Here is a 19,070-nt window from a genome sequence, read left to right as displayed (position 1 = left end):
TCGACGCGCGGCGCGTCAGGCCTTGCGTGCGCGGGTCGTCTTCTTCGCCGCAGCCGTCTTGGCCGACTTGGCCGCCGCGCTCCCGCCGATATCCGTCTTGGCCGTCGCCGTCCTCCGCGCAGGGGACGACTTCGCGGCCACGGTCTTCTTCGCGGCCGCCCTCCGCACGGGCTTCCGCGCTGCGGGCACCGCTGCCTCACTCACCCGGTCCGCGTCCAGGATGCCCTGGAGGAACTTGCCCGTGTGGCTCGCCGGGATCGTCGCGACCAGCTCCGGCGTGCCCTCGGCGACCACCATGCCACCGCCGTTGCCGCCCTCGGGCCCCATGTCGATGACCCAGTCCGCGGTCTTGATGACATCGAGGTTGTGCTCGATGACGATCACCGAGTTGCCCTTGTCGACCAGTCCGGACAGCACCTTGATGAGCTTGCTGATGTCCTCGAAGTGCAGGCCGGTGGTCGGCTCGTCCAGGACGTAGACCGTGCGGCCGGTGGAGCGCTTCTGCAGCTCACTCGCGAGCTTCACGCGCTGCGCCTCACCGCCGGAGAGCGTCGGCGCGGACTGGCCGAGCCTGACGTATCCGAGGCCCACCTCGTGGAGCGTGCGGAGATGGCGGGCGATCGTCGGGACGGCCTCGAAGAACTCCAGGCCCTCCTCGATCGGCATGTCCAGCACCTCGGCGATCGACTTGCCCTTGTAGTGGACCTCCAGCGTCTCCCGGTTGTACCGCGCCCCGTGGCAGACCTCGCACGGGACGTACACGTCCGGCAGGAAGTTCATCTCGATCTTGATTGTGCCGTCGCCGGAGCAGTTCTCGCAGCGGCCGCCCTTGACGTTGAAGGAGAAGCGGCCCGGCAGATAGCCGCGCACCTTCGCCTCCATCGTCTCGGCGAACAGCTTGCGGACATGGTCGAAGACGCCGGTGTACGTCGCCGGGTTGGACCGGGGCGTACGGCCGATCGGCGACTGGTCGACATGCACCACCTTGTCGACGAGGTCGTCGCCGTCGACCCGGGTGTGCCGCCCGGGGACCGACTTGGCGCCGTTCAGCTCGCGCGCCAGGTGGGTGTAGAGGATGTCGTTGACCAGCGTCGACTTCCCCGACCCCGAGACTCCGGTGACGGCCGTGAGCACTCCGAGCGGGAAGGAGACGTCGATGTCCTGGAGGTTGTTCTCCCGGGCTCCGTGCACCGTGAGCCTGCGCGCCGGGTCGACCGGGCGCCGGATGTCGGGCATCGCGATGGCCTTCTTGCCGACCAGATACTGGCCGGTGATCGACTCGTCGTTGCCGAGCAGCTCCTTGAGCGAGCCGGAGTGGACCACCTTGCCACCGTGCTCACCGGCGCCGGGGCCGATGTCGACGACCCAGTCGGCGACCTTGATGGTGTCCTCGTCGTGCTCGACGACGATGAGCGTGTTGCCCATGTCGCGGAGCCGGACCAGCGTCTCGATCAGCCGGTGGTTGTCGCGCTGGTGCAGGCCGATGGACGGCTCGTCCAGCACGTACAGCACGCCGACGAGTCCGGAGCCGATCTGGGTGGCGAGCCGGATGCGCTGCGCCTCGCCGCCGGACAGAGTGCCGGCCGCGCGGTTCAGCGAGAGGTAGTCGAGGCCGACGTCGACGAGGAACTTCAGCCGCTCGTTGACCTCCTTGAGCACCCGCTCGGCGATCTTCTTGTCGCGGGTGTTGAGCTTCATCCGGCCGAGGAATTCGGCGCACTCGCTGATGGACATCGCGGCGACCTGGGCGATGGACTTCTCCATCACCGTGACCGCGAGGACGATCGGCTTCAGCCTGGTGCCCTCACAGGTCGGGCAGGGCACCTCGCGCATGTAGCCCTCGAAGCGCTCCCTGCTGGAGTCGCTCTCGGCGTCGGAGTGCCGCCGCTTGACGAACTGCACCGCGCCCTCGAAGGCCGGGGTGGTGTACGCGCGCTCACGCCCGTACCGGTTGCGGTAGCGGACCTCGGTCTGGATCTTGTGGCCGAAGAGCAGGGCCTTCTTGGCCCGCTGCGGCAACCCGGCCCACGGGATGTCCGTACGGAATCCGAGGGCTGCGGCGAGCGCGTCGATCTGCCGCCCGAAGTACTCCTTGGTGTGGCCGTGCGACCAAGGGTGGATCGCGCCCTCGTCGAGGGACTTCTCCTCGTCGGGGACGATCAGTTCCGGGTCGACCTCCATCCGCGTACCGATGCCCGTGCAGTCGGGGCAGGCGCCGAAGGGGGAGTTGAAGGAGAAGGAGCGCGGCTCCAACTCTTCGAAGGACAGGTCGTCGTACGGGCAGTAGAGGTGCTCGGAATACATCCGCTCACGCTCGGGGTCGTCCTCCGGGAGGTCGACGAAGTCGAGCACGACCATGCCGCCGGAGAGCCCGAGCGCGGTCTCGACCGAGTCGGTCAGCCGGCGCTTGGCGCTGTCCTTCACCGTGAGGCGGTCGATGACCACCTCGATGGTGTGCTTCTCCTGCTTCTTCAGCGTGGGCGGCTCGGCGAGGTGGATGGTCTCGCCGTCGACCCGGGCCCTGCTGTAGCCCTTGGTCTGCAGATCGGCGAAGAGGTCGACGAACTCGCCCTTGCGCTCGCGCACCAGCGGCGACAGCACCTGGAAGCGGCTGCCCTCGGGCAGGCCGAGCACCTTGTCGACGATGGCCTGCGGCGACTGCCGGGAGATGGGGCGGGAGCACTCGGGGCAGTGCGGCTTGCCGATCCGGGCGAAGAGCAGCCGGAGGTAGTCGTACACCTCGGTGATCGTGCCGACCGTCGAGCGCGGGTTGCGCGAGGTCGACTTCTGATCGATGGAGACGGCGGGCGACAGGCCCTCGATGAAATCGACGTCCGGCTTGTCCATCTGGCCGAGGAACTGCCGGGCGTACGAGGAGAGGGACTCCACGTACCGGCGCTGGCCCTCGGCGAAGATCGTGTCGAACGCGAGAGACGACTTGCCCGACCCGGAAAGCCCGGTGAAGACGATGAGGGAGTCGCGGGGGAGGTCGAGCGAGACGTTCTTGAGGTTGTGCTCGCGAGCGCCACGGACGATGAGACGGTCGGTCACGCCGGTCCGCACCTTTCTAGAGAGAAATGGGGGAACTGAGCCCCTGTCCCAGGGTATGGGGGGCGCCACAGCGGTGTACGAAGCTTTTCGATTCCGAGCGTATAGCACGCGCATTCGATTTACGGACGGTCAATGACTCCTTCACCCGAACGAGTGCCGAGGCTAGGCTCAGCCGCATGATTGATCACGCGCACGACCTGGCAGCCCTACGTGAAGCGACGGATCGACTCCTCAGCGCGACGGTGAAACTGGACGACGTCGCCGCTGCCGAACCGTCACGGCTGCCCGGCTGGAGCCGGGGCCATGTCCTTGCACACCTTTCCCGTAACGCCGACGCGCTCGTAAATGTTCTCCAGGGCCGTCCCATGTACGCAGACAGCGAAACCCGCGATCGGGACATCGAGCGCGACGCACCCCGGCCGCTCGCCGAACAGCTGGCCGACCTGCGCGAGAGCGCGGCCCGCTTCCTGGCCGCCGCCGCCGAGCCGGCCGACTGGTCCCGCACCATCACGATGCGCAACGGCGTGACCGACTCCGCCTCCCGGGTCCCCTTCCGCCGCTGGATCGAGGTCGAACTGCACCATGTCGACCTGGGGATCGGCTACGAGCTCGAGGACCTTCCGGACGAATTCGTGACCCGCGAGATCGACTTCCTCGCGGAGCGGTTCGGCCGTCACCCGGAGGTGGTGTCCACGGGTCTGGCCGCCGACGACGGCCGGTTCTGGACCACGGGTGGCGGCGCCGAGGGCCCGGCCGTCGCGGTCCGGGGCCCGGCGCCGGAGCTGCTCGGCTGGCTCGCCGGACGCCGCGACGGCTCGGTGCTGGAGGTCGACGGCGGCCCTCTTCCCGTACTGCCGCCGCTATAGGCTGAGACGTATGACGTACAGCGGAACGGTCAAGGTCGGCGGACCTGCGGATGTACACGAGTTGACGGACCTGATGATCTCCAAGGTCGCCGTCGGCCCGATGAACAACAACGCCTATCTGCTGCGCTGCCGGGCCACCGGCGAGCAGCTCCTGATCGACGCGGCCGCCGAGGCCCCCACCCTGCTGCGGCTGATCGGTGACGACTCCATCGCGTCCGTCGTCACCACCCATCAGCACGGCGACCACTGGCAGGCGCTGGGCGAGGTGGTGGCGGCCACCGGTGCGCGTACCTATGCGGGGCGGTACGACGCCGAGGGCATCCCGGTCCCGACCGACGTGCTGGTCGACGACGACGACACGATCCGGGTGGGGCAGGTCACCCTGACCGCGCGCCATCTGGTCGGTCACACCCCGGGCTCCATCGCGCTGGTCTACGACGACCCGCACGGCGCCCCCCACCTGTTCACCGGGGATTGCCTCTTCCCCGGCGGGGTCGGCAATACCCGCAAGGACCCCGAAGCGTTCGCGAGCCTGCTCCACGACGTGGAGACCAAGCTCTTCGACGTGCTGCCCGACGAGACCTGGGTCTATCCGGGCCACGGCCACGACACGACGCTCGGCGACGAGCGTCCGCAGCTGCCCGAGTGGCGCGCACGCGGCTGGTGACATGAGAGTGCGGGTGAGCGGTTGCACCGCCCACCCGCACCGCCGCATCAGGCCTCGACGCGGGAACTCTCCTCCGCCTCGCGCTCGGCCTCGGCCGCGGCCTGCTTCCTGGTGGCGATGAGGCTGGTGATCGTGGTGATCACCAGCACGCCGCAGATGACGCCGAGCGAGACCGGGATGGAGATCTCGGGGACATGCACCCCGGACTCGTGCAGAGCGTGCAGCACCAGCTTGACGCCGATGAAGCCGAGGATGACCGAGAGCCCGTAGCTGAGGTGGACCAGCTTCTTCAGCAGACCGCCGATGAGGAAGTACAGCTGCCGCAGCCCCATCAGGGCGAAGGCGTTGGCGGTGAAGACGATGTACGGGTCCTGGGTCAGCCCGAAGATCGCGGGGATGGAGTCCAGCGCGAACAGCACATCGGTGGTGCCGATGGCGAGCATGACGACCATCAGCGGGGTCAGGACGCGCTTGCCGTTGTTCCTGATGAAGAGCTTGGTGCCGTGGTACCTGTCGGCGACACCGAAGCGGCGTTCGATCGACTTGAGGAGGCGGTTCTCCTCGAAATCGTCCTCCTCCTCATCGGCCCGCGCCTCCTGGATGAGCTTCCAGGCGGTGTAGATCAGGAACGCGCCGAAGATGTAGAAGACCCACGAGAAGTTGGCAATGACCGCCGCGCCCGCGGCGATGAAGATCGCTCGCAGAACCAGCGCGATCAGCACGCCGACCAGCAGCACGCGCTGCTGGAGATGGGACGGCACCGAGAACTTCGCCATGATCAGGACGAAGACGAAGAGGTTGTCCACGCTGAGCGACTTCTCGGTGATGAAGCCGGCGAAGAACTCGCCCGATGCCTGGCTCTCGCCGAACACGAGCAGACCGAGCCCGAAGAGCACGGCCAGCGCGATCCAGATGATCGTCCAGATTCCGGCTTCCTTGGTCGTCACGTCATGAGGCTTGCGCCCGATGAAGAAGTCGACGGCGATAAGGGCTGACAGACCAAAAATGGTCAGTGCCCAGAGAGTCCATGAAACGTCCACTGCGCCTCCGGCAGTTCGCTACGGCTACTGATCAGCGTCGTCGCTGCCGGAGGTCTCTTCCACCCCGGCGCACGGGATGCGCGCCACGGGCCGACGCCCCGGGACCGGTCACAGTCCGTACTGACGGGCGCGTCGCGTATGGGAGTACTCCCCTCCGTTCGAAGAACAGTACAGGGAACACCAAGAAAAGGTAAAGGCCAGCAAAAAGATCTTTCAAAAGCGCAGGTCAGGGATGGTCCGATGGGTCAAGGCCGCCCGCGACGAGCGGCGGCCACCTGGACGAGCACGTTCTGCAGCACCCGGCTGCCGGGCGGAGTCCTCAGCGGCTCGTACGTCCAGGCGTGGCCGACCCAGGGATCGGCCAGGTGATCGTCGGCGACCGGGGTGATCCGCAGCAGGGAGCGCCAGAGCGGGTCGAGCACCGGCCCGTACGCACTCGCGTCCTCCCGGTCCGCGACCATCAGCAGGTGGACGCCGACCGAGGGACCCTCGTCCGCGAGGTAGCGCAGCTGGGTGACGGCCCGGTCGTCGAAGCCGTGCGGGAAGTCGTTGACGATCAACAACTGCTCGGCGGTGTCCAGGTCCGGCGGGAGCGAATCGGCGGCGCCGGCCCGGATCGCCATCTGCACGAGGTCGACGCGCCGGGTGAGGTGGGCGAGGACCGAGGCCACTCCCTGGGCGCCGGCGCCGGGGGGCGCGGCAAGCACCCCGGAGTCGACCAGGGGCGCGAGCGCCGCCGCGGCCGAGCCCGCGGGGTCGATGACATGGACGGTGAACTCGTCCGCCGGGTAGACGGCGAGCAGCCGGGCCGCGTGCGCGACGGCGTTCTCCATGGCGAGTCGGCGGAGCTGGTCCGGACCGGTCAGGGACGCCGCCTCGGAGGCTGTACGCCCGCTGTCGACCCAGATTCCGCGCTCCAGCGGCAGCCGTACGAGCAGCGGGATGCGCAGGTCGGTTTTCTCGGGCAGATGGAGGTCACCGATCCGCAGGGCCATGGGGATCTCCATGGGGACGCGGTAGGCGTGCCAGACGGGGTTGTCCCAGCCCGCGTACGCGGCGGGGAGTGCGGGTTCGACGACGGCGGACTCGGCGGCGAGCTGGGCGAGATCGCGGTCGAGCGCCTCGCGGGCCCGGTCGGTCAACTGGTCGCGCTTGGCACGGGCCTCCTCGCGGGCCCGGTCGCCCGCTCCTCCGATCCGGTTGCGCGGGTCGGACAGGGCCCGGTCGAGCTCCTGGTCCATGCGGGACTCGGCGAAGTCGACGGCGCTGCGGTAGGCGGCGGTGGTGCGGGCCAGATCCTCGAACATGCCCCAGACCTGGTTGTAGAGACGCTCCTCCATGGACCAGCCGGTCGCGTCCCCGGCGACGGGCCGGGCGGGCCGGCCCGGTTCGGCGGGCGGTGCGGTGGGCGGGGGCGGCGGGGGCGCCGCGGACTGGCGGCGCGGGTGTGCGTAGTTGATGGGGCCACTCGTGGCGGGACCCGGGGTGGGCCCCGCGTCGCCTGCCGGTCGGGGTTGGGCGGGGCCGGGCAGCGGGGTGGCTGCCGGGGCCGGGTCGCCGATCGGTACGGCGGGAGGTGTCGCGGGCGGCTGCTGGCCGGAGGCCGTGCCGGCGTGGCGGACCCGGTCGCCTTCCGGGGTGCGGGGCGGGGGCGGCGCCACCGAGCGGGCCAAGCCCCGGGCGACCGCCTCATGGACCGACCGGGCCAGCTCCTGCGCACCGGACACCCCCTGGTCGGCGAGCATCGCGGCGAGACCGCCCGCATAGCCCTGGCCGACCGCGCGGACCTTCCACGCGCCCTGACGGCGGTAGAGCTCCAGGGCGGCGACCGCGGACTCGCTGTCGAGACCGGTGAGGGTGAAGGTGGCGATCTCGGTGCCTTCGAGACCCGTGACAGCGACGAAGGGTGCGGCGACCGCACCGAACCTGACCGGGCCACCGACGCCCATGGGCAGCGCCAGTAGCACGGTGACGCGGTGCACCGAGGCGGGCAGGGCGTCGAGGTCCACGGCGAGCCGGTGCTCGGCGGCGGCCTGCTTGGACACTTCGAGTCCGGGCAGCTGGGGCGAGCCCGGGTGGGCGATCCACTCGATGCCGTGCACCGTGCCCTGCTCGTCGCCGAGCGTGGCACCGGCCACGACGGGCGTACCGGCCGACACCCGGATCTCCAGACGGGTCTGGGGCAAGGTGTGGTTCTGCCCCCGGACCAGCTCGGCCGTCATTGCCCTGTCCCCTCGACGAGTTGATGCTGCGCGGTGCGCTGTCTGTCGGCGTGATGCCGTGGTGCGGTGCCATGCGGGGCAGCTCCCGGCGGCCGTTGCCTCCGGGAGCTGCCCCCACCGATACGGACCCGAGCGGTCCGGCTGTGCCTACAGGTGCGGCAGGATCGCCGGCATCAGGTCCTGGAAGGTGCGGCCGTTGGCCGGGTTGCCGAGAGCGGTCATCTGCCACCCGGCGCCCACGCGGTGCACCTTGGCCATGATCTGGGCGGTGTACTGGCCGCCGCCGTCCAGCGTGTAGCGGGCGAGCTCCTGGCCGTTGGTCTCGTCGACGATGCGGCAGAACGCGTTCTGCACCTCCTGGAACGTCTGGCCGGTGAAGGAGTTCACCGTGAAGACGATCTGGTCGATGTGAACCGGCACCCGCTGCAGGTCGACGAGGATCGCCTCGTCGTCTCCACCGGAACCGGCGCCGCCGACCAGGTTGTCGCCGGTGTGCTTCACCGAGCCGTCGTCGCTGACGAGGTGACGGAAGAAGACCACGTCGACCGGCTGCTTGTCGGCGAACAGCACCGCCGAGGCGTCCAGGTCGATCTCCCGTGTGCGCGAGCCGAACAGACCGCGGCGCGGCGCCGCCTGCCAGCCGAGCCCCATCCGTACCGCGGTCAGGGTCCCCCCGTCGCTCTTCTGCAGGCTGATGGCCTGGCCCTTGGTCATGTTGACCGTCACGCGCTGTCCCCTCTCCGCTGCCCCGCACCCGTCCGTGCGGCTGCCCAGCACCCTACGCAGTCACGCCGAAGGCGCAGCAGCTTCGGAGCATTTTTGTGTCGGTCTTGCAACACACCGGCTGCGGTGGGTCAGGCGAGGCCCGCCTCCCGCATCTGGCGCAACTCCTTCTTCAACTCGCCCACCTCGTCGCGCAGTCGGGCGGCCACTTCGAACTGCAGGTCCGCGGCAGCTGCCCGCATCCGGTCGGTCATCTCCTCGATGATCCCTGCGAGCTCGGTGGCGGGCCGGTCCGTGACCACCGCGTCGGCCTTCTTGGCTCCGGCCGCCTTGGCCGCCTTGCCCGCCTTGCCACTGAGCGCGGGAACGGGGGCCTTGACGGCCTTCCCCTGGCGGTAGCCGGTGCCGAGCAGCTCCTCGGTGTCGATCTCCTCGCGGGCGATCGTCGCCACGATGTCGTTGATCTTCTTGCGCAGCGGCTGCGGATCGATCCCGCGCTCGGTGTTGTACGCGATCTGCTTCTCCCGGCGCCGGTTGGTCTCGTCGATGGCCTTCTCCATCGCCGGGGTGATCTTGTCCGCGTACATATGGACCTGGCCGGACACATTGCGGGCCGCGCGGCCGATGGTCTGGATGAGGGACGTCCCGGAGCGCAGGAAGCCCTCCTTGTCGGCGTCGAGGATGGCCACCAGGGACACCTCGGGCAGGTCGAGGCCCTCGCGGAGGAGGTTGATGCCGACCAGGACGTCGTACTCCCCGGCGCGCAACTCGCGCAGCAGCTCGATGCGGCGGAGCGTGTCGACGTCGCTGTGGAGATAACGGACCTGGATGCCCAGCTCCAGGAAGTAGTCCGTGAGGTCCTCGGACATCTTCTTGGTGAGGGTGGTGACCAGGACCCGCTCGTCCTTCTCAGTACGCCTGCGGATCTCGTGCACCAGGTCGTCGATCTGGCCCTCGGTGGGCTTGACGACGACTTCCGGGTCGACAAGGCCGGTGGGGCGGATGATCTGCTCCACGAACCCGTCGCCGCGGGACAGCTCGTACTTGCCCGGGGTGGCGGAGAGATAGACGGTCTGACCGATCCGCTCCGTGAACTCCTCCCACCTCAGGGGGCGGTTGTCGAGGGCGGACGGCAACCGGAAGCCGTGGTCGACGAGGCTGCGCTTGCGGGAGGCGTCACCCTCGTACATCGCGCCGATCTGCGGCACGGTGACATGCGACTCGTCGATGACGAGCAGGAAGTCCTCGGGGAAGTAGTCGAGGAGGGTGTTGGGAGCGGTGCCGGGCTCGCGGCCGTCCATGTGCATCGAGTAGTTCTCGATGCCGGAGCAGGTGCCGATCTGACGCATCATCTCGATGTCGTACGTGGTGCGCATCCGCAGCCGCTGGGCCTCCAGCAGCTTGCCCTGCTTCTCCAGCTCGTCGAGGCGCTCCTGCAGCTCCCGCTCGATGCCGTTGACCGCCTTCTCCATGCGCTCCGGACCCGCCACGTAATGGCTGGCGGGGAAGACGTAGAGCTCGCGGTCCTCGCTGATCACCTCGCCGGTGAGCGGATGGAGGGTGGAGAGCGCCTCGATCTCGTCGCCGAACATCTCGATGCGGACGGCGAGCTCCTCGTAGACCGGGAAGATCTCGATGGTGTCGCCGCGCACCCGGAAGGTGCCACGGGTGAACGCGACGTCGTTGCGCGTGTACTGGATCTCTACGAAGCGGCGCAGCAGCTGGTCGCGGTCGATCTCCTCCCCCACCGTGAGCGGGACCATGCGGTCCACGTACTCCTGCGGCGTACCGAGGCCGTAGATGCAGGAGACCGAGGCGACCACGACGACGTCGCGGCGGGTGAGCAGCGAGTTCGTCGCGGAGTGGCGCAGTCGTTCGACCTCGTCGTTGATCGACGAGTCCTTCTCGATGTAGGTGTCCGACTGCGGGATGTACGCCTCGGGCTGGTAGTAGTCGTAGTACGAGACGAAGTACTCGACGGCGTTGTTGGGGAGCAGCTCGCGGAACTCGTTCGCCAGCTGGGCGGCGAGGGTCTTGTTCGGCGCCATCACCAGGGTGGGGCGCTGCAGCTTCTCGATCATCCAGGCGGTGGTCGCCGACTTACCGGTGCCGGTCGCGCCGAGCAGCACGACATCCTTCTCACCCGCCCGGATACGCCGCTCCAGCTCGGCGATGGCAGTGGGCTGGTCACCGCTGGGCTGGTAGGGACTGACGACCTCGAAAGGCGCCACCGAACGTTCGATCTTCGAAACGGGCCGCATGGAACCACGGTACGACCCCCCACTGACAACCGGGCCCGGTCACCGGTCCCGGGGGCGCGGAGAGTCCCGGTGCTGCGACTGGAACGACGCCGGGTCGGCGTGGGTACCGAAGCGTGGGACCTGGCGCTGGGCGGGGATGCCGGGGGGCCGACCGGCGCCGACTCCGTTCCGGGGGTCGTCCCACTCCGGGGAGCCCAGCACCACCAGGGGATCGAACATGACGACCACCGCGGCGAGCAGGAGGAAGCAGGCCGGGCCGATCATCAGCGGGATCAGGGCCGAGGTCGGCCCGCTGTCGGTCACGGACTCCGCGACGGCCGCGGGGTGCAGATGAACACTGAGTGCGGCCATGCCCGTGTAGTGCATCCCGCTCACGGCCACGCCCATCACCACGCTGGCGCCGAGGCTCGGCAGGAAGCCGTGGACGGAGACCGCCGACCACAGTGCGGTCGTGGAGGCGACGACGGCGATGACGACGGAGAGCGAAACGGTGAGCGTGTCGTACTCGAGCTGTCCCTCGAGGCGCATGCCGGCCATGCCGAGATAGTGCATGGTGGCCACGCCGAGTCCGGTGATGGTGCCGCCGGTGACCAGGGCCATGGGGGTGGCGCCCCGATAGCCGACGATGAAGATGCCGATACCGACCATGACGATCGCGATGGCCAGGCTGGCGAACGTGATCGGGGTGTCGTAGCCGATCGACGTCTCGTCGACGCTGAAGCCCATCATCGCGATGAAGTGCATCGTCCAAATGCCGGAGCCGATGGAAGTGGCCCCGAGGGCGAGCCAGCCGGCCTTGAAGGAACGCTCGGTGCGCAGCGACCGTGTCGTGCAGCGCAGCCCGAGGGCCGCGCCGAGGCACGCCATGAGGAACGCCGCGACGGGCGTCACCACTCCATAGCTGAAACCGTCGATTGTGCCCTGCATGCTCGCACGCCCTTCGAGAAGCCCGGGTTCGGGGTGACCCTAAGGCGCAAGTCCCGGCAGACAAACAGAAGAGCTGCATTTTATCGACTCGGAAACCGGCCCGTGACCCCGTCCTGCCTGCCGCGTTCACGTGATGGCCATCCTTCGCCCGCCCCTGGTCGGGAGACGGCTGTCGCACTCGGCCCGTCCGTCGCTCTGCCGCAAGGAGTACACGTGCACGCACGCACCGCAACCGTCTCCCTCGCCGCCGCCGCCCTGCTGGGCGTCGGCGCGCTGCTGCTTCCGACCCCCCGTTCACCGGCCACGGACACCGGCTCAGCCACCGGAACGGAGACAGTGACCGGCATCCGGACGGTCGGCGCGCAGGCCGGCGGGAGGTCCGACGCCGCCCCGGTCGTCTTCGCCCACCGGGGCGCCTCGGCGTACGCGCCGGAGAACACCCTGGCCGCCGTCGACAGGGCCGACCGTCTCGGCTTCGACTGGGTGGAGAACGATGTCCAGCTCACCAGGGACGGTGTGCCGGTCGTCATCCACGACACCGATCTGAAGCGGACCACCGACGTCGAGGACGTCTTCCCTGACCGTGCGCCGTGGGCGGTCAAGGACTTCACGGCCGCGGAGATCGCCCGGCTGGACGCGGGCAGCTGGTTCGGTGCGCGGTACACCGGGACCCGGGTCCCCACGCTCACGCAGTACCTGGACCGGATCGGGCGCAACCGGCAGAAGCTGCTGCTGGAGATCAAGAGCCCGAAACTCTATCCGGGCGTCGAGAAGGAGACCCTGCGGGTGCTGCGCCGGGCCGGGTGGCTCGACCGCGATCACGTCAGGAGCCGACTCGTGATCCAGAGCTTCGACGCGGGCAGTCTGAAGAAGGTCCATCGGCAGCGTCCGGACATCACCACCGGCTTCCTCGGCACCCCCGCGATCGCCGATCTGACGTCGTACGCGGCGTTCACCGACCAGATCAACCCGTCGTACACGTCGATCGGCGCCGACTACGTCGCCGCCGTGCACGCGCTGAACGGCGCACACGGCAAGAAGCTGAGGGTCAACACCTGGACGGTCAACGGCGCGGCGACCGCTGTGAAGGTGGACCTCCTCGGCGTGGACGGGATCATCACCAACACCCCCGACGTGGTGCGCGAGGCCACCGGCTGACGACCGGAGGGAGCATCCCGCCCCCCGTTGTCAGTGGCCGGCCGTACGGTGGATTCCATGAACAACAACGGGGATGCCGACGGAGGCGATGCCGACGGCAGGGTCGAGTGGGCTGTCGTCGGAAGCGACATCGGGCCGCTGCTGCTTGCCGCGACCGACGCGGGGCTGGTGAGCGTGGTCTTCCACGCCGGACCCGCCGTGCGGGACAGGGCGGTCGGGCTGTTGCGCACCCGTCTCGGGACGGAGCCGGTGGAGGCGCCCGGTTCCGGGCGCCTCACCGAGCCGATACGCCAGCTCGTGGAGTACTTCGCCGGTTCGTTGCGGGAGTTCTCGCTCGACCTGGACTGGTCGCTGACCTCAGGCTTCAACCGCCAGGTGCTCCGCGAGCTGGCGACGGGCGTGCCGTACGGAACGGTCGTCGGGTACGGGGATCTCGCCGCGCGGGTGGGGCAGCCGGGGGCCGCGCAGGCGGTCGGGGCGGCCATGGGGTCCAACCCGCTGCCCGTGGTGGTGCCCTGCCACCGGGTGGTGGAGAGCGACGGCGGACTCGGCGGGTTCGGCGGCGGCCTGGAGACCAAGCGGCAGCTGCTGGCGCTGGAAGGAGTTCTGCCGCAGCCGCTGTTCTGAGCCCGCGTACCCCGACCGGCCCGGAACCCGTTTTCGTACCCACGTCCGAGCTGGCACACTCCGTCAGTGACCAACACCCTCGATGCACCTGACTCCCCCACCGGACCCGGCGAACCGGGCGGGCCGGGCGGGCCCACCGGGTCGGCACCCGTCACGGCGGCGGAGCTGCCCGCTCTTCGGCGCAGGACGTCCGCAGTGCTGATCGCCTCTCAGATCCTCGGCGGCCTCGGGGTGCCCATCGGCATCGCCCTGGCCCCCGTGCTGGCAACACAGGTGAGCGGCTCCGAGGCGCTGTCGGGTCTCGCGCCGACCGCGTCGGTGACCGGCACGGCGCTGCTGTCGTTGCCGCTGGCCGCGCTGATGACCTCGCGGGGCCGACGCCCCGGCCTCGTTCTCGCGTATCTGATCGGTGCGCTGGGCGCGGGGCTGGTGGTCGTGGCCGCCGTCGTGGGCAGTTTCCCGTTGCTGCTGCTCGGCATGGCCGGGTTCGGTGCCGGTTCGTCGGCCAATCTGCAGGCGCGGTTCGCCGCCGCCGACCTGGCCGAGCCGGACCGTCGCGGCCGGGCGATCTCCACCGTCATCTGGGCCACCACGATCGGTTCGGTCCTCGGCCCCAACATTGCGGCTCCGGCGGGCCGGGTCTTCCGGTCCTCCTCCATACCCGAGACGGCCGGACCGTTCCTCTGGGCTGCCGGGATCTTCCTGCTCGCCGCGGTGGTGGTCGGGGTGCTGCTGCGGCCCGATCCGCTGCTCACCGCGCGTGCGCTGGCCCCGCAGGACAGCCGCTCCGCGGGCGGCCGTTCGCTGCGGGCGGGCATCGCGGCGGTGCGGGCCTCGCCGATGGCCCGGCTGGCGCTGGTGACGGTGGCCGGATCGCACACCGCGATGGTGTCGATCATGGTGATGACCCCGGTCGATCTGGGCCACCACGGCGCGGACCTGCAGCTGATCGGCCTGGTCATCAGCGGCCACATCGCGGGCATGTACGCGTTCTCACCGGTGATGGGCTGGCTCTCGGACCGCTTCGGACGGCTCGCCGTGATCGGTCTGGCCGTCGGGCTGCTGTCCTGCGCAGCGCTGCTGGCCGGCACGGCCGGTCCCAGTCATGGCCAGACGGCCGTCGGCCTGTTCGTACTCGGGCTCGGCTGGTCGGCGGGTCTGGTGGCCGGTTCGGCGCTCCTCACCGACTCTGTGCCGCAGCCCGCCCGCGCCGCCGTGCAGGGTCTGTCGGACCTGACCATGAACACGGCTGCGGGCATCGGCGGCGCGGTCGCCGGGGTGATCGTCTCCCAGGCGGGTTACGGCTGGCTGAACGCGGCCGGCGCCTGTCTGTTGCTGCCGATGGCGGTGCTGGCGCTGCGCCGGGCGCTGTCCCGGCCCGCCACCACCTGACCGGGTCGCGGGACCTGGCAGCGGCACCGGACCGCAGGCGCCCGCCGGGCAGGCGCCGGGCGCTCAGAGGCTGATGTGGTAGGCCTTGCGCAGTGTCTCGTGCACCGTCCACGTCGTACGGTCGCCCTCGCGCAGGACGCAGGCGTCCCCCGGGCCGATCTCCAGCGTCTCGCCGTCCTCGACCGCGACGGTCGCACGCCCGCTGACGACCACGAACAGCTCGTTGGCCTCGGTGTCGGTGACCACGCCGGGCGTGATCTGCCAGATCCCCCGCAGTTGCTTGCCGTCCGGTGACTCCCAGAGCACCTTGCCGGTCACCACGGGCTCGCCCGAGACGATCTGCGCGGGGTCGAGCGGTTCCGGTTCGAGGTCGGCGTCCGGGATGTGCACGGCGAAGGAGGCGGGAACTTGATCAAGTGTGGTCATGGTCGGTCACCCTAGCGGCCGCATCGGACCGTCGTGCCACCAGGACCGACTGGAAGAAGGCCGGCCGGTCCTTCTCGTGCGGGTGCGCCGTCCGGCTGCCGCGATGGCGTCGCCGTGGTGCTCGTGGCGTGCACGACGACGTCGAACGACGCGTCGCGGAAGGGAAGGGCCCACAGCCGGTGGCTGTTCGGCTCCCGGGACACGTTTGAGGCCGGACCGCCTGCGACAGGGATGTGGACATGTCACCGAACGCGCCGCACCGCGCCCACCCGTACGCACCGGCCCTCTCCACCGAGGTACGGGAAGCTCTCGCCGCGCACCGCCCCGTCGTGGCACTGGAGTCGACGATCATCGCGCACGGTCTGCCGCGCCCCCGGAATCTACGGGTCGCGGAAGAGCTGGAAGAGCTCGTACGGTCCGCGGGGGCGGTCCCCGCGACCATTGCCGTACTGAACGGCAGGGCCCATGTCGGCCTGGACAAGTCCGAGTTGGAGCGGGTCGCCGAGGATCCGACGATGCGCAAGCTCGGACACCGGGACCTCGCTCCGGCGCTGGCGGCGGGAGCGAGCGGGGCGACGACCGTGTCCGCGACAGCGTTCCTCGCGGCCCGCGCCGGGCTGCGCGTCTTCGCGACGGGCGGCCTCGGCGGTGTACACCGGGAGTGGACCGAGACCCAGGACGAGTCCGCGGACCTCCGGCTGCTCGCACGGACCGACATCACCGTGGTGTGCGCGGGCGTGAAGTCGATCCTGGACGTCCCCGCGACACTGCAACGCCTGGAGACACTCGGGGTCGGAGTGCTCGGCTACCGCACGGAGCACTTCCCCGGCTTCTATCTCAGCAGTTCGGGGGAGCCGGTGGACTGGACGGTGCGTACGCCCGAGGATGTCGCGGAAGTGATGCGGGCCGGGGACACGCTCGGCGGTCCCCCCGCGGCTCTGATCGTCGCCAACCCCGTACCGCAGAAGGACCAGCTGGATCCTGCCCTCCACGACCGCGTACTGGCGGAGGCGCTGGACGCGTGCCGGGAGCGCGGCATCACGGGCCAGGCCGTCACACCCTTCCTGCTCGACCATCTGATGCGGCAGACCGAAGGGGCGTCGCTGGACGCCAACGTGGCGGCGGTGCGCGGAAACGTATCGCTTGCGGCGCGGATCGCCATCGCCTGGGCCACGGTCCAGGAGGGGCCGCTGGAGCGGGAATCGGCAGGATCCCAGTGACCGGCGGCGGCCTGCTCGTCATCGGGGACGTGGTCACAGATGTGGTGGCCCGGCATGTCTCGCCACTCGTCCACGGCACGGACACGGCGGCCCGGATCAGCACACTGCCGGGCGGGGCCGGCGCCAATGCCGCCTGCTGGGCGGCGCGTTCGGGCTGCCGGGACGTGCGCCTGGTGGCACGGGTGGGCGCGGACTCCGCGGCCTGGCACGAGGACGTGCTGCGGCGGGCGGGGGTGCGTCCTCTGCTGGTGGTGGACGACGGAGCGCCGACCGCCACCGTCGTCGCGCTCGTCGATTCCGCGGCCGAACGCACCTTCCTCACCGACAGCGGCGCCGTGCTGCGCCTCTGCCCCGCCGACTGGTCGCCGTCCCTGCTCGACGGCATCGCGCATCTGCATCTGTCCGGCTATCTCCTCTTCGCCGCGACGAGCCGCGCGACGGCCCTGCTGGCCCTGCGGGAGGCCCGGCGGCGGAACATCCCGGCGAGCGTGGATCCAGCCTCCGCGGGCTTCCTCGCCGAACTCGGCGTCGACACGTTCCTGACGGCCGTGGAGGGAGCGGAGCTGCTGCTGCCGAACGCGGACGAGGCCCGGCTGCTCACCGGACTCCCCGAACCGGCCGACGCCGCCGCCAAGCTGAGCCTGATGTTCCCTCGGGTCGTCGTCACCCTGGGCGAGGAGGGTGCCCTGCTCGCCGCCGGAGGGACGGTGACCGGACGTGTTCCGGCCGTTCCGGTGCGCGCAGCGGTGGACTCCACCGGGGCGGGCGACGCGTTCACCGGAGGGTTCCTCGCGGCGCGGCTGGCGGGGGCGGACGAGGCCACGGCCGCGGCGGCGGGCTGCCGCTCGGGGGCCGAGGCGGTCGCAACGGTCGGCGGCCGACCCGGCGGGTGACCTACCCGCCCCCGGGCAGCCCGGTCCAGGCGGGGTGGAGCGGATCGTCGGCCCGGACGATCGCGTCCGCACGCCCGGCAGGCTCCACCTCCTCCTCGTACCGCGCGAAAGCGGGCAGAGTCCACCACTCGCTCTCCTCGGTGCGCCGCCGCAGCGCACCCGGCGAGAGCCGCAGATGGAGACTCAGGTCGAACGGGAACCAGTGCCCGAGCAGCAACGGCCCGTGCATCACCAGCACACCGCCTTCAGGAAGGTGTTGATACGGGCTGCGGGTGGCCCGATCCGTCACCGGGTCCCAGAGATCGGGCAGCACACGCCCGCTGCCGCCCGCCTCCAGCGGCCCGAGGACCTCACGCCAGAGGGCTCCCGTGTCGAACCAGCTGTCGACGTACGAGTCGGGGTCCTGCTTGCCGTACTCGTAGCGCAGGCTCGCCGGGCGCAGGAACCCCTCGGTGGACACGACGAGCACGGCGCGGCCACGGATCCTCAGCTCCTGTGCGACACGCTCGGCCAGCTCCCCGGTGCGGGCGGCCGGAGCGCCGTCGACGCCGACCTTGAGCCACGGCCCGCCGTCGGACGGCTTCAGCCCGTCGGCGTACCCGGCAAAGGTTTCGGCCAGCCGTTCCCAGGTGATCGCTTCGAATCGCATCCGACCATCATCGCCTCAGGACCGGTGCGCCGGCGTCGGCCGTCCCACCAGCGGGGTGCCACGTCATGGCCGGGCGGGGGCGGCATGCGATCCCCCCGGTCCGGCGGGGAAGCCGGGGCGTCTTGTGCCGAGCGTCTGCAGCAGTTCCTGCGCGAGGGCCGCACGGCGCGCCGGGACGGGACCGCGCGTGCCCGCCCCGTCCTCCGCCTCCGGATTCTCCCCGTCCATGACCCTTCGCTCCGGTCCTCGTGCGGGAAGACGCTCGCCGGTCGGCGTCGGCGGCCGGCGAGCGTCACGCGCCACGTCACTTCCGCGCGCCGCATTCCACCGCTTCGGCGTCGTCGGAGAGCGCGCTTCCCTCGGGCAGCAGATAGGTCACCCAGAGCACGACCGGCTCGGTGCCCAGGTTCCGTCCGATGTGGCGGTGCTTGGACCCGGACGGTTCGATGAACGACGTGCCCGCGGGCGTCACCTCGACCGAGCAGTCGTCCAGAGTGCGCGTCAGCGTCCCCGACTTGACCACGGCGATCAGTTGGCCGCTGTGGGTGTGCCAGCCGGTGGAACCGCCCGGCTCCACCGTGATCGTCCGGAAGGTCACGTCCGTACGGTCCTTCGGCGTCTTCACCTTCAGCTTGCCGGCCGATGTGCCCTTCGCGACAACCGTGCCGCTCACCCCGCTGCCGGGAGTGGCGAGTGCCGCCGACGGCACGAAGCCGAGCGCCGCGACGCAGCCGCCGATGACCAGGGCCTTACCCACTCGCCCCTGCGGCCCCTGCTGTTCCGGTGCCCCTTGCAGATCCTGCTGTTCGTGCTGCCCCTGCCGTCTGCCGAACCTCACGCGCATCCCCTCCGCCTCGGTGTCCCGGGCATCTCAAATGCCCCGACGCTACCCGGGAGTTGAACCTCGGAACCACCCGGACACAGAGGTCTTCCGGAAGGTCCTCGCCA

Annotated in this window: 17 protein-coding genes; 7 read left to right on the top strand and 10 right to left on the bottom strand. The window is 70.2% G+C overall.

The features are described from left to right. Window positions 1-15: 15 nt before the first annotated feature. Window positions 16-3,051 (bottom strand): excinuclease ABC subunit UvrA, encoded by a 3,036-nt coding sequence (uvrA, locus tag ACFU8W_RS09625; RefSeq protein WP_384034059.1) that lies wholly within the window; start codon window positions 3,049-3,051, stop codon window positions 16-18. A gap of 176 nt (window positions 3,052-3,227) precedes the next feature. Between uvrA and ACFU8W_RS09620 the strand changes: the two genes are divergently transcribed. Next, the gene (locus tag ACFU8W_RS09620; protein WP_384034056.1) at window positions 3,228-3,917 is read left to right on the top strand and encodes a maleylpyruvate isomerase family mycothiol-dependent enzyme; all 690 of its coding nucleotides are present in this window, start codon (window positions 3,228-3,230) and stop codon (window positions 3,915-3,917) included. Between the two features lie 10 nt (window positions 3,918-3,927). Further along, a complete protein-coding gene (locus tag ACFU8W_RS09615) occupies window positions 3,928-4,584 on the top strand; it encodes an MBL fold metallo-hydrolase (RefSeq protein ID WP_266986906.1) in 657 nt (218 codons plus the stop codon). Window positions 4,585-4,631: 47 nt separating this feature from the next. On the opposite strand, the gene ACFU8W_RS09610 is transcribed toward ACFU8W_RS09615, so the two are convergent. The 5 genes from ACFU8W_RS09610 to ACFU8W_RS09590 all read right to left on the bottom strand — a co-directional run bounded on the left by ACFU8W_RS09610 (window position 4,632) and on the right by ACFU8W_RS09590 (window position 11,757). Beyond that, window positions 4,632-5,624, bottom strand: a complete 993-nt coding sequence (locus ACFU8W_RS09610; RefSeq protein ID WP_384034052.1) for a TerC family protein — start codon at window positions 5,622-5,624, stop codon at window positions 4,632-4,634. Window positions 5,625-5,869: 245 nt separating this feature from the next. After that, window positions 5,870-7,846 (bottom strand): TerD family protein, encoded by a 1,977-nt coding sequence (locus tag ACFU8W_RS09605; RefSeq protein WP_384034048.1) that lies wholly within the window; start codon window positions 7,844-7,846, stop codon window positions 5,870-5,872. 147 nt (window positions 7,847-7,993) lie between these two features. Next, a complete protein-coding gene (locus ACFU8W_RS09600) occupies window positions 7,994-8,572 on the bottom strand; it encodes a TerD family protein (RefSeq protein WP_030919738.1) in 579 nt (192 codons plus the stop codon). Window positions 8,573-8,700: 128 nt separating this feature from the next. Beyond that, window positions 8,701-10,830, bottom strand: a complete 2,130-nt coding sequence (uvrB, locus tag ACFU8W_RS09595) for an excinuclease ABC subunit UvrB (RefSeq protein WP_384034045.1) — start codon at window positions 10,828-10,830, stop codon at window positions 8,701-8,703. A 39-nt stretch (window positions 10,831-10,869) separates the two neighbouring features. Continuing rightward, complete coding sequence (locus tag ACFU8W_RS09590) at window positions 10,870-11,757, bottom strand: MHYT domain-containing protein (RefSeq protein WP_384034042.1); 888 nt, start codon at window positions 11,755-11,757, stop codon at window positions 10,870-10,872. A 213-nt stretch (window positions 11,758-11,970) separates the two neighbouring features. Between ACFU8W_RS09590 and ACFU8W_RS09585 the strand changes: the two genes are divergently transcribed. From ACFU8W_RS09585 to ACFU8W_RS09575, 3 genes are all read left to right on the top strand, one after another. Then, a complete protein-coding gene (locus ACFU8W_RS09585) occupies window positions 11,971-12,915 on the top strand; it encodes a glycerophosphodiester phosphodiesterase (RefSeq protein ID WP_384034039.1) in 945 nt (314 codons plus the stop codon). A gap of 57 nt (window positions 12,916-12,972) precedes the next feature. After that, window positions 12,973-13,542, top strand: coding sequence for a methylated-DNA--[protein]-cysteine S-methyltransferase (locus tag ACFU8W_RS09580; protein ID WP_384034036.1), 570 nt, complete (start codon window positions 12,973-12,975; stop codon window positions 13,540-13,542). 195 nt (window positions 13,543-13,737) lie between these two features. Continuing rightward, a complete protein-coding gene (locus ACFU8W_RS09575; RefSeq protein ID WP_345514804.1) occupies window positions 13,738-14,934 on the top strand; it encodes an MFS transporter in 1,197 nt (398 codons plus the stop codon). Window positions 14,935-14,997: 63 nt separating this feature from the next. Here ACFU8W_RS09575 and ACFU8W_RS09570 read toward each other — a convergent pair whose 3' ends face one another. After that, the gene (locus ACFU8W_RS09570) at window positions 14,998-15,360 is read right to left on the bottom strand and encodes a cupin domain-containing protein (RefSeq protein ID WP_266986890.1); all 363 of its coding nucleotides are present in this window, start codon (window positions 15,358-15,360) and stop codon (window positions 14,998-15,000) included. 239 nt (window positions 15,361-15,599) lie between these two features. Between ACFU8W_RS09570 and ACFU8W_RS09565 the strand changes: the two genes are divergently transcribed. Together ACFU8W_RS09565 and ACFU8W_RS09560 are read left to right on the top strand one after the other, a co-directional pair. Further along, window positions 15,600-16,580, top strand: a complete 981-nt coding sequence (locus tag ACFU8W_RS09565; RefSeq protein WP_384034032.1) for a pseudouridine-5'-phosphate glycosidase — start codon at window positions 15,600-15,602, stop codon at window positions 16,578-16,580. Then, window positions 16,577-17,473, top strand: coding sequence for a carbohydrate kinase family protein (locus ACFU8W_RS09560; RefSeq protein ID WP_384034029.1), 897 nt, complete (start codon window positions 16,577-16,579; stop codon window positions 17,471-17,473). The genes ACFU8W_RS09565 and ACFU8W_RS09560 overlap by 4 nt, the downstream gene beginning before the upstream one ends. Before the next feature lies 1 nt (window position 17,474). Here ACFU8W_RS09560 and ACFU8W_RS09555 read toward each other — a convergent pair whose 3' ends face one another. The 3 genes from ACFU8W_RS09555 to ACFU8W_RS09545 all read right to left on the bottom strand — a co-directional run bounded on the left by ACFU8W_RS09555 (window position 17,475) and on the right by ACFU8W_RS09545 (window position 18,966). Continuing rightward, a complete protein-coding gene (locus ACFU8W_RS09555) occupies window positions 17,475-18,122 on the bottom strand; it encodes a uridine kinase (protein WP_384034026.1) in 648 nt (215 codons plus the stop codon). A gap of 63 nt (window positions 18,123-18,185) precedes the next feature. Beyond that, window positions 18,186-18,350: a hypothetical protein gene (locus tag ACFU8W_RS09550; protein WP_384034023.1), complete on the bottom strand. Its 165-nt coding sequence runs from the start codon at window positions 18,348-18,350 to the stop codon at window positions 18,186-18,188. A 76-nt stretch (window positions 18,351-18,426) separates the two neighbouring features. Beyond that, a complete protein-coding gene (locus ACFU8W_RS09545; protein WP_384034020.1) occupies window positions 18,427-18,966 on the bottom strand; it encodes a cupin domain-containing protein in 540 nt (179 codons plus the stop codon). Between the last annotated feature and the right edge of the window lie 104 nt (window positions 18,967-19,070).

The organism is Streptomyces sp. NPDC057565, assembly GCF_042801455.1.
Classification (GTDB): Bacteria; Actinomycetota; Actinomycetes; order Streptomycetales; family Streptomycetaceae; genus Streptomyces; species Streptomyces yanii.
Note: the sequence above shows the minus strand (reverse complement) of the source record. Positions and strands in the feature narration are given on the sequence as shown.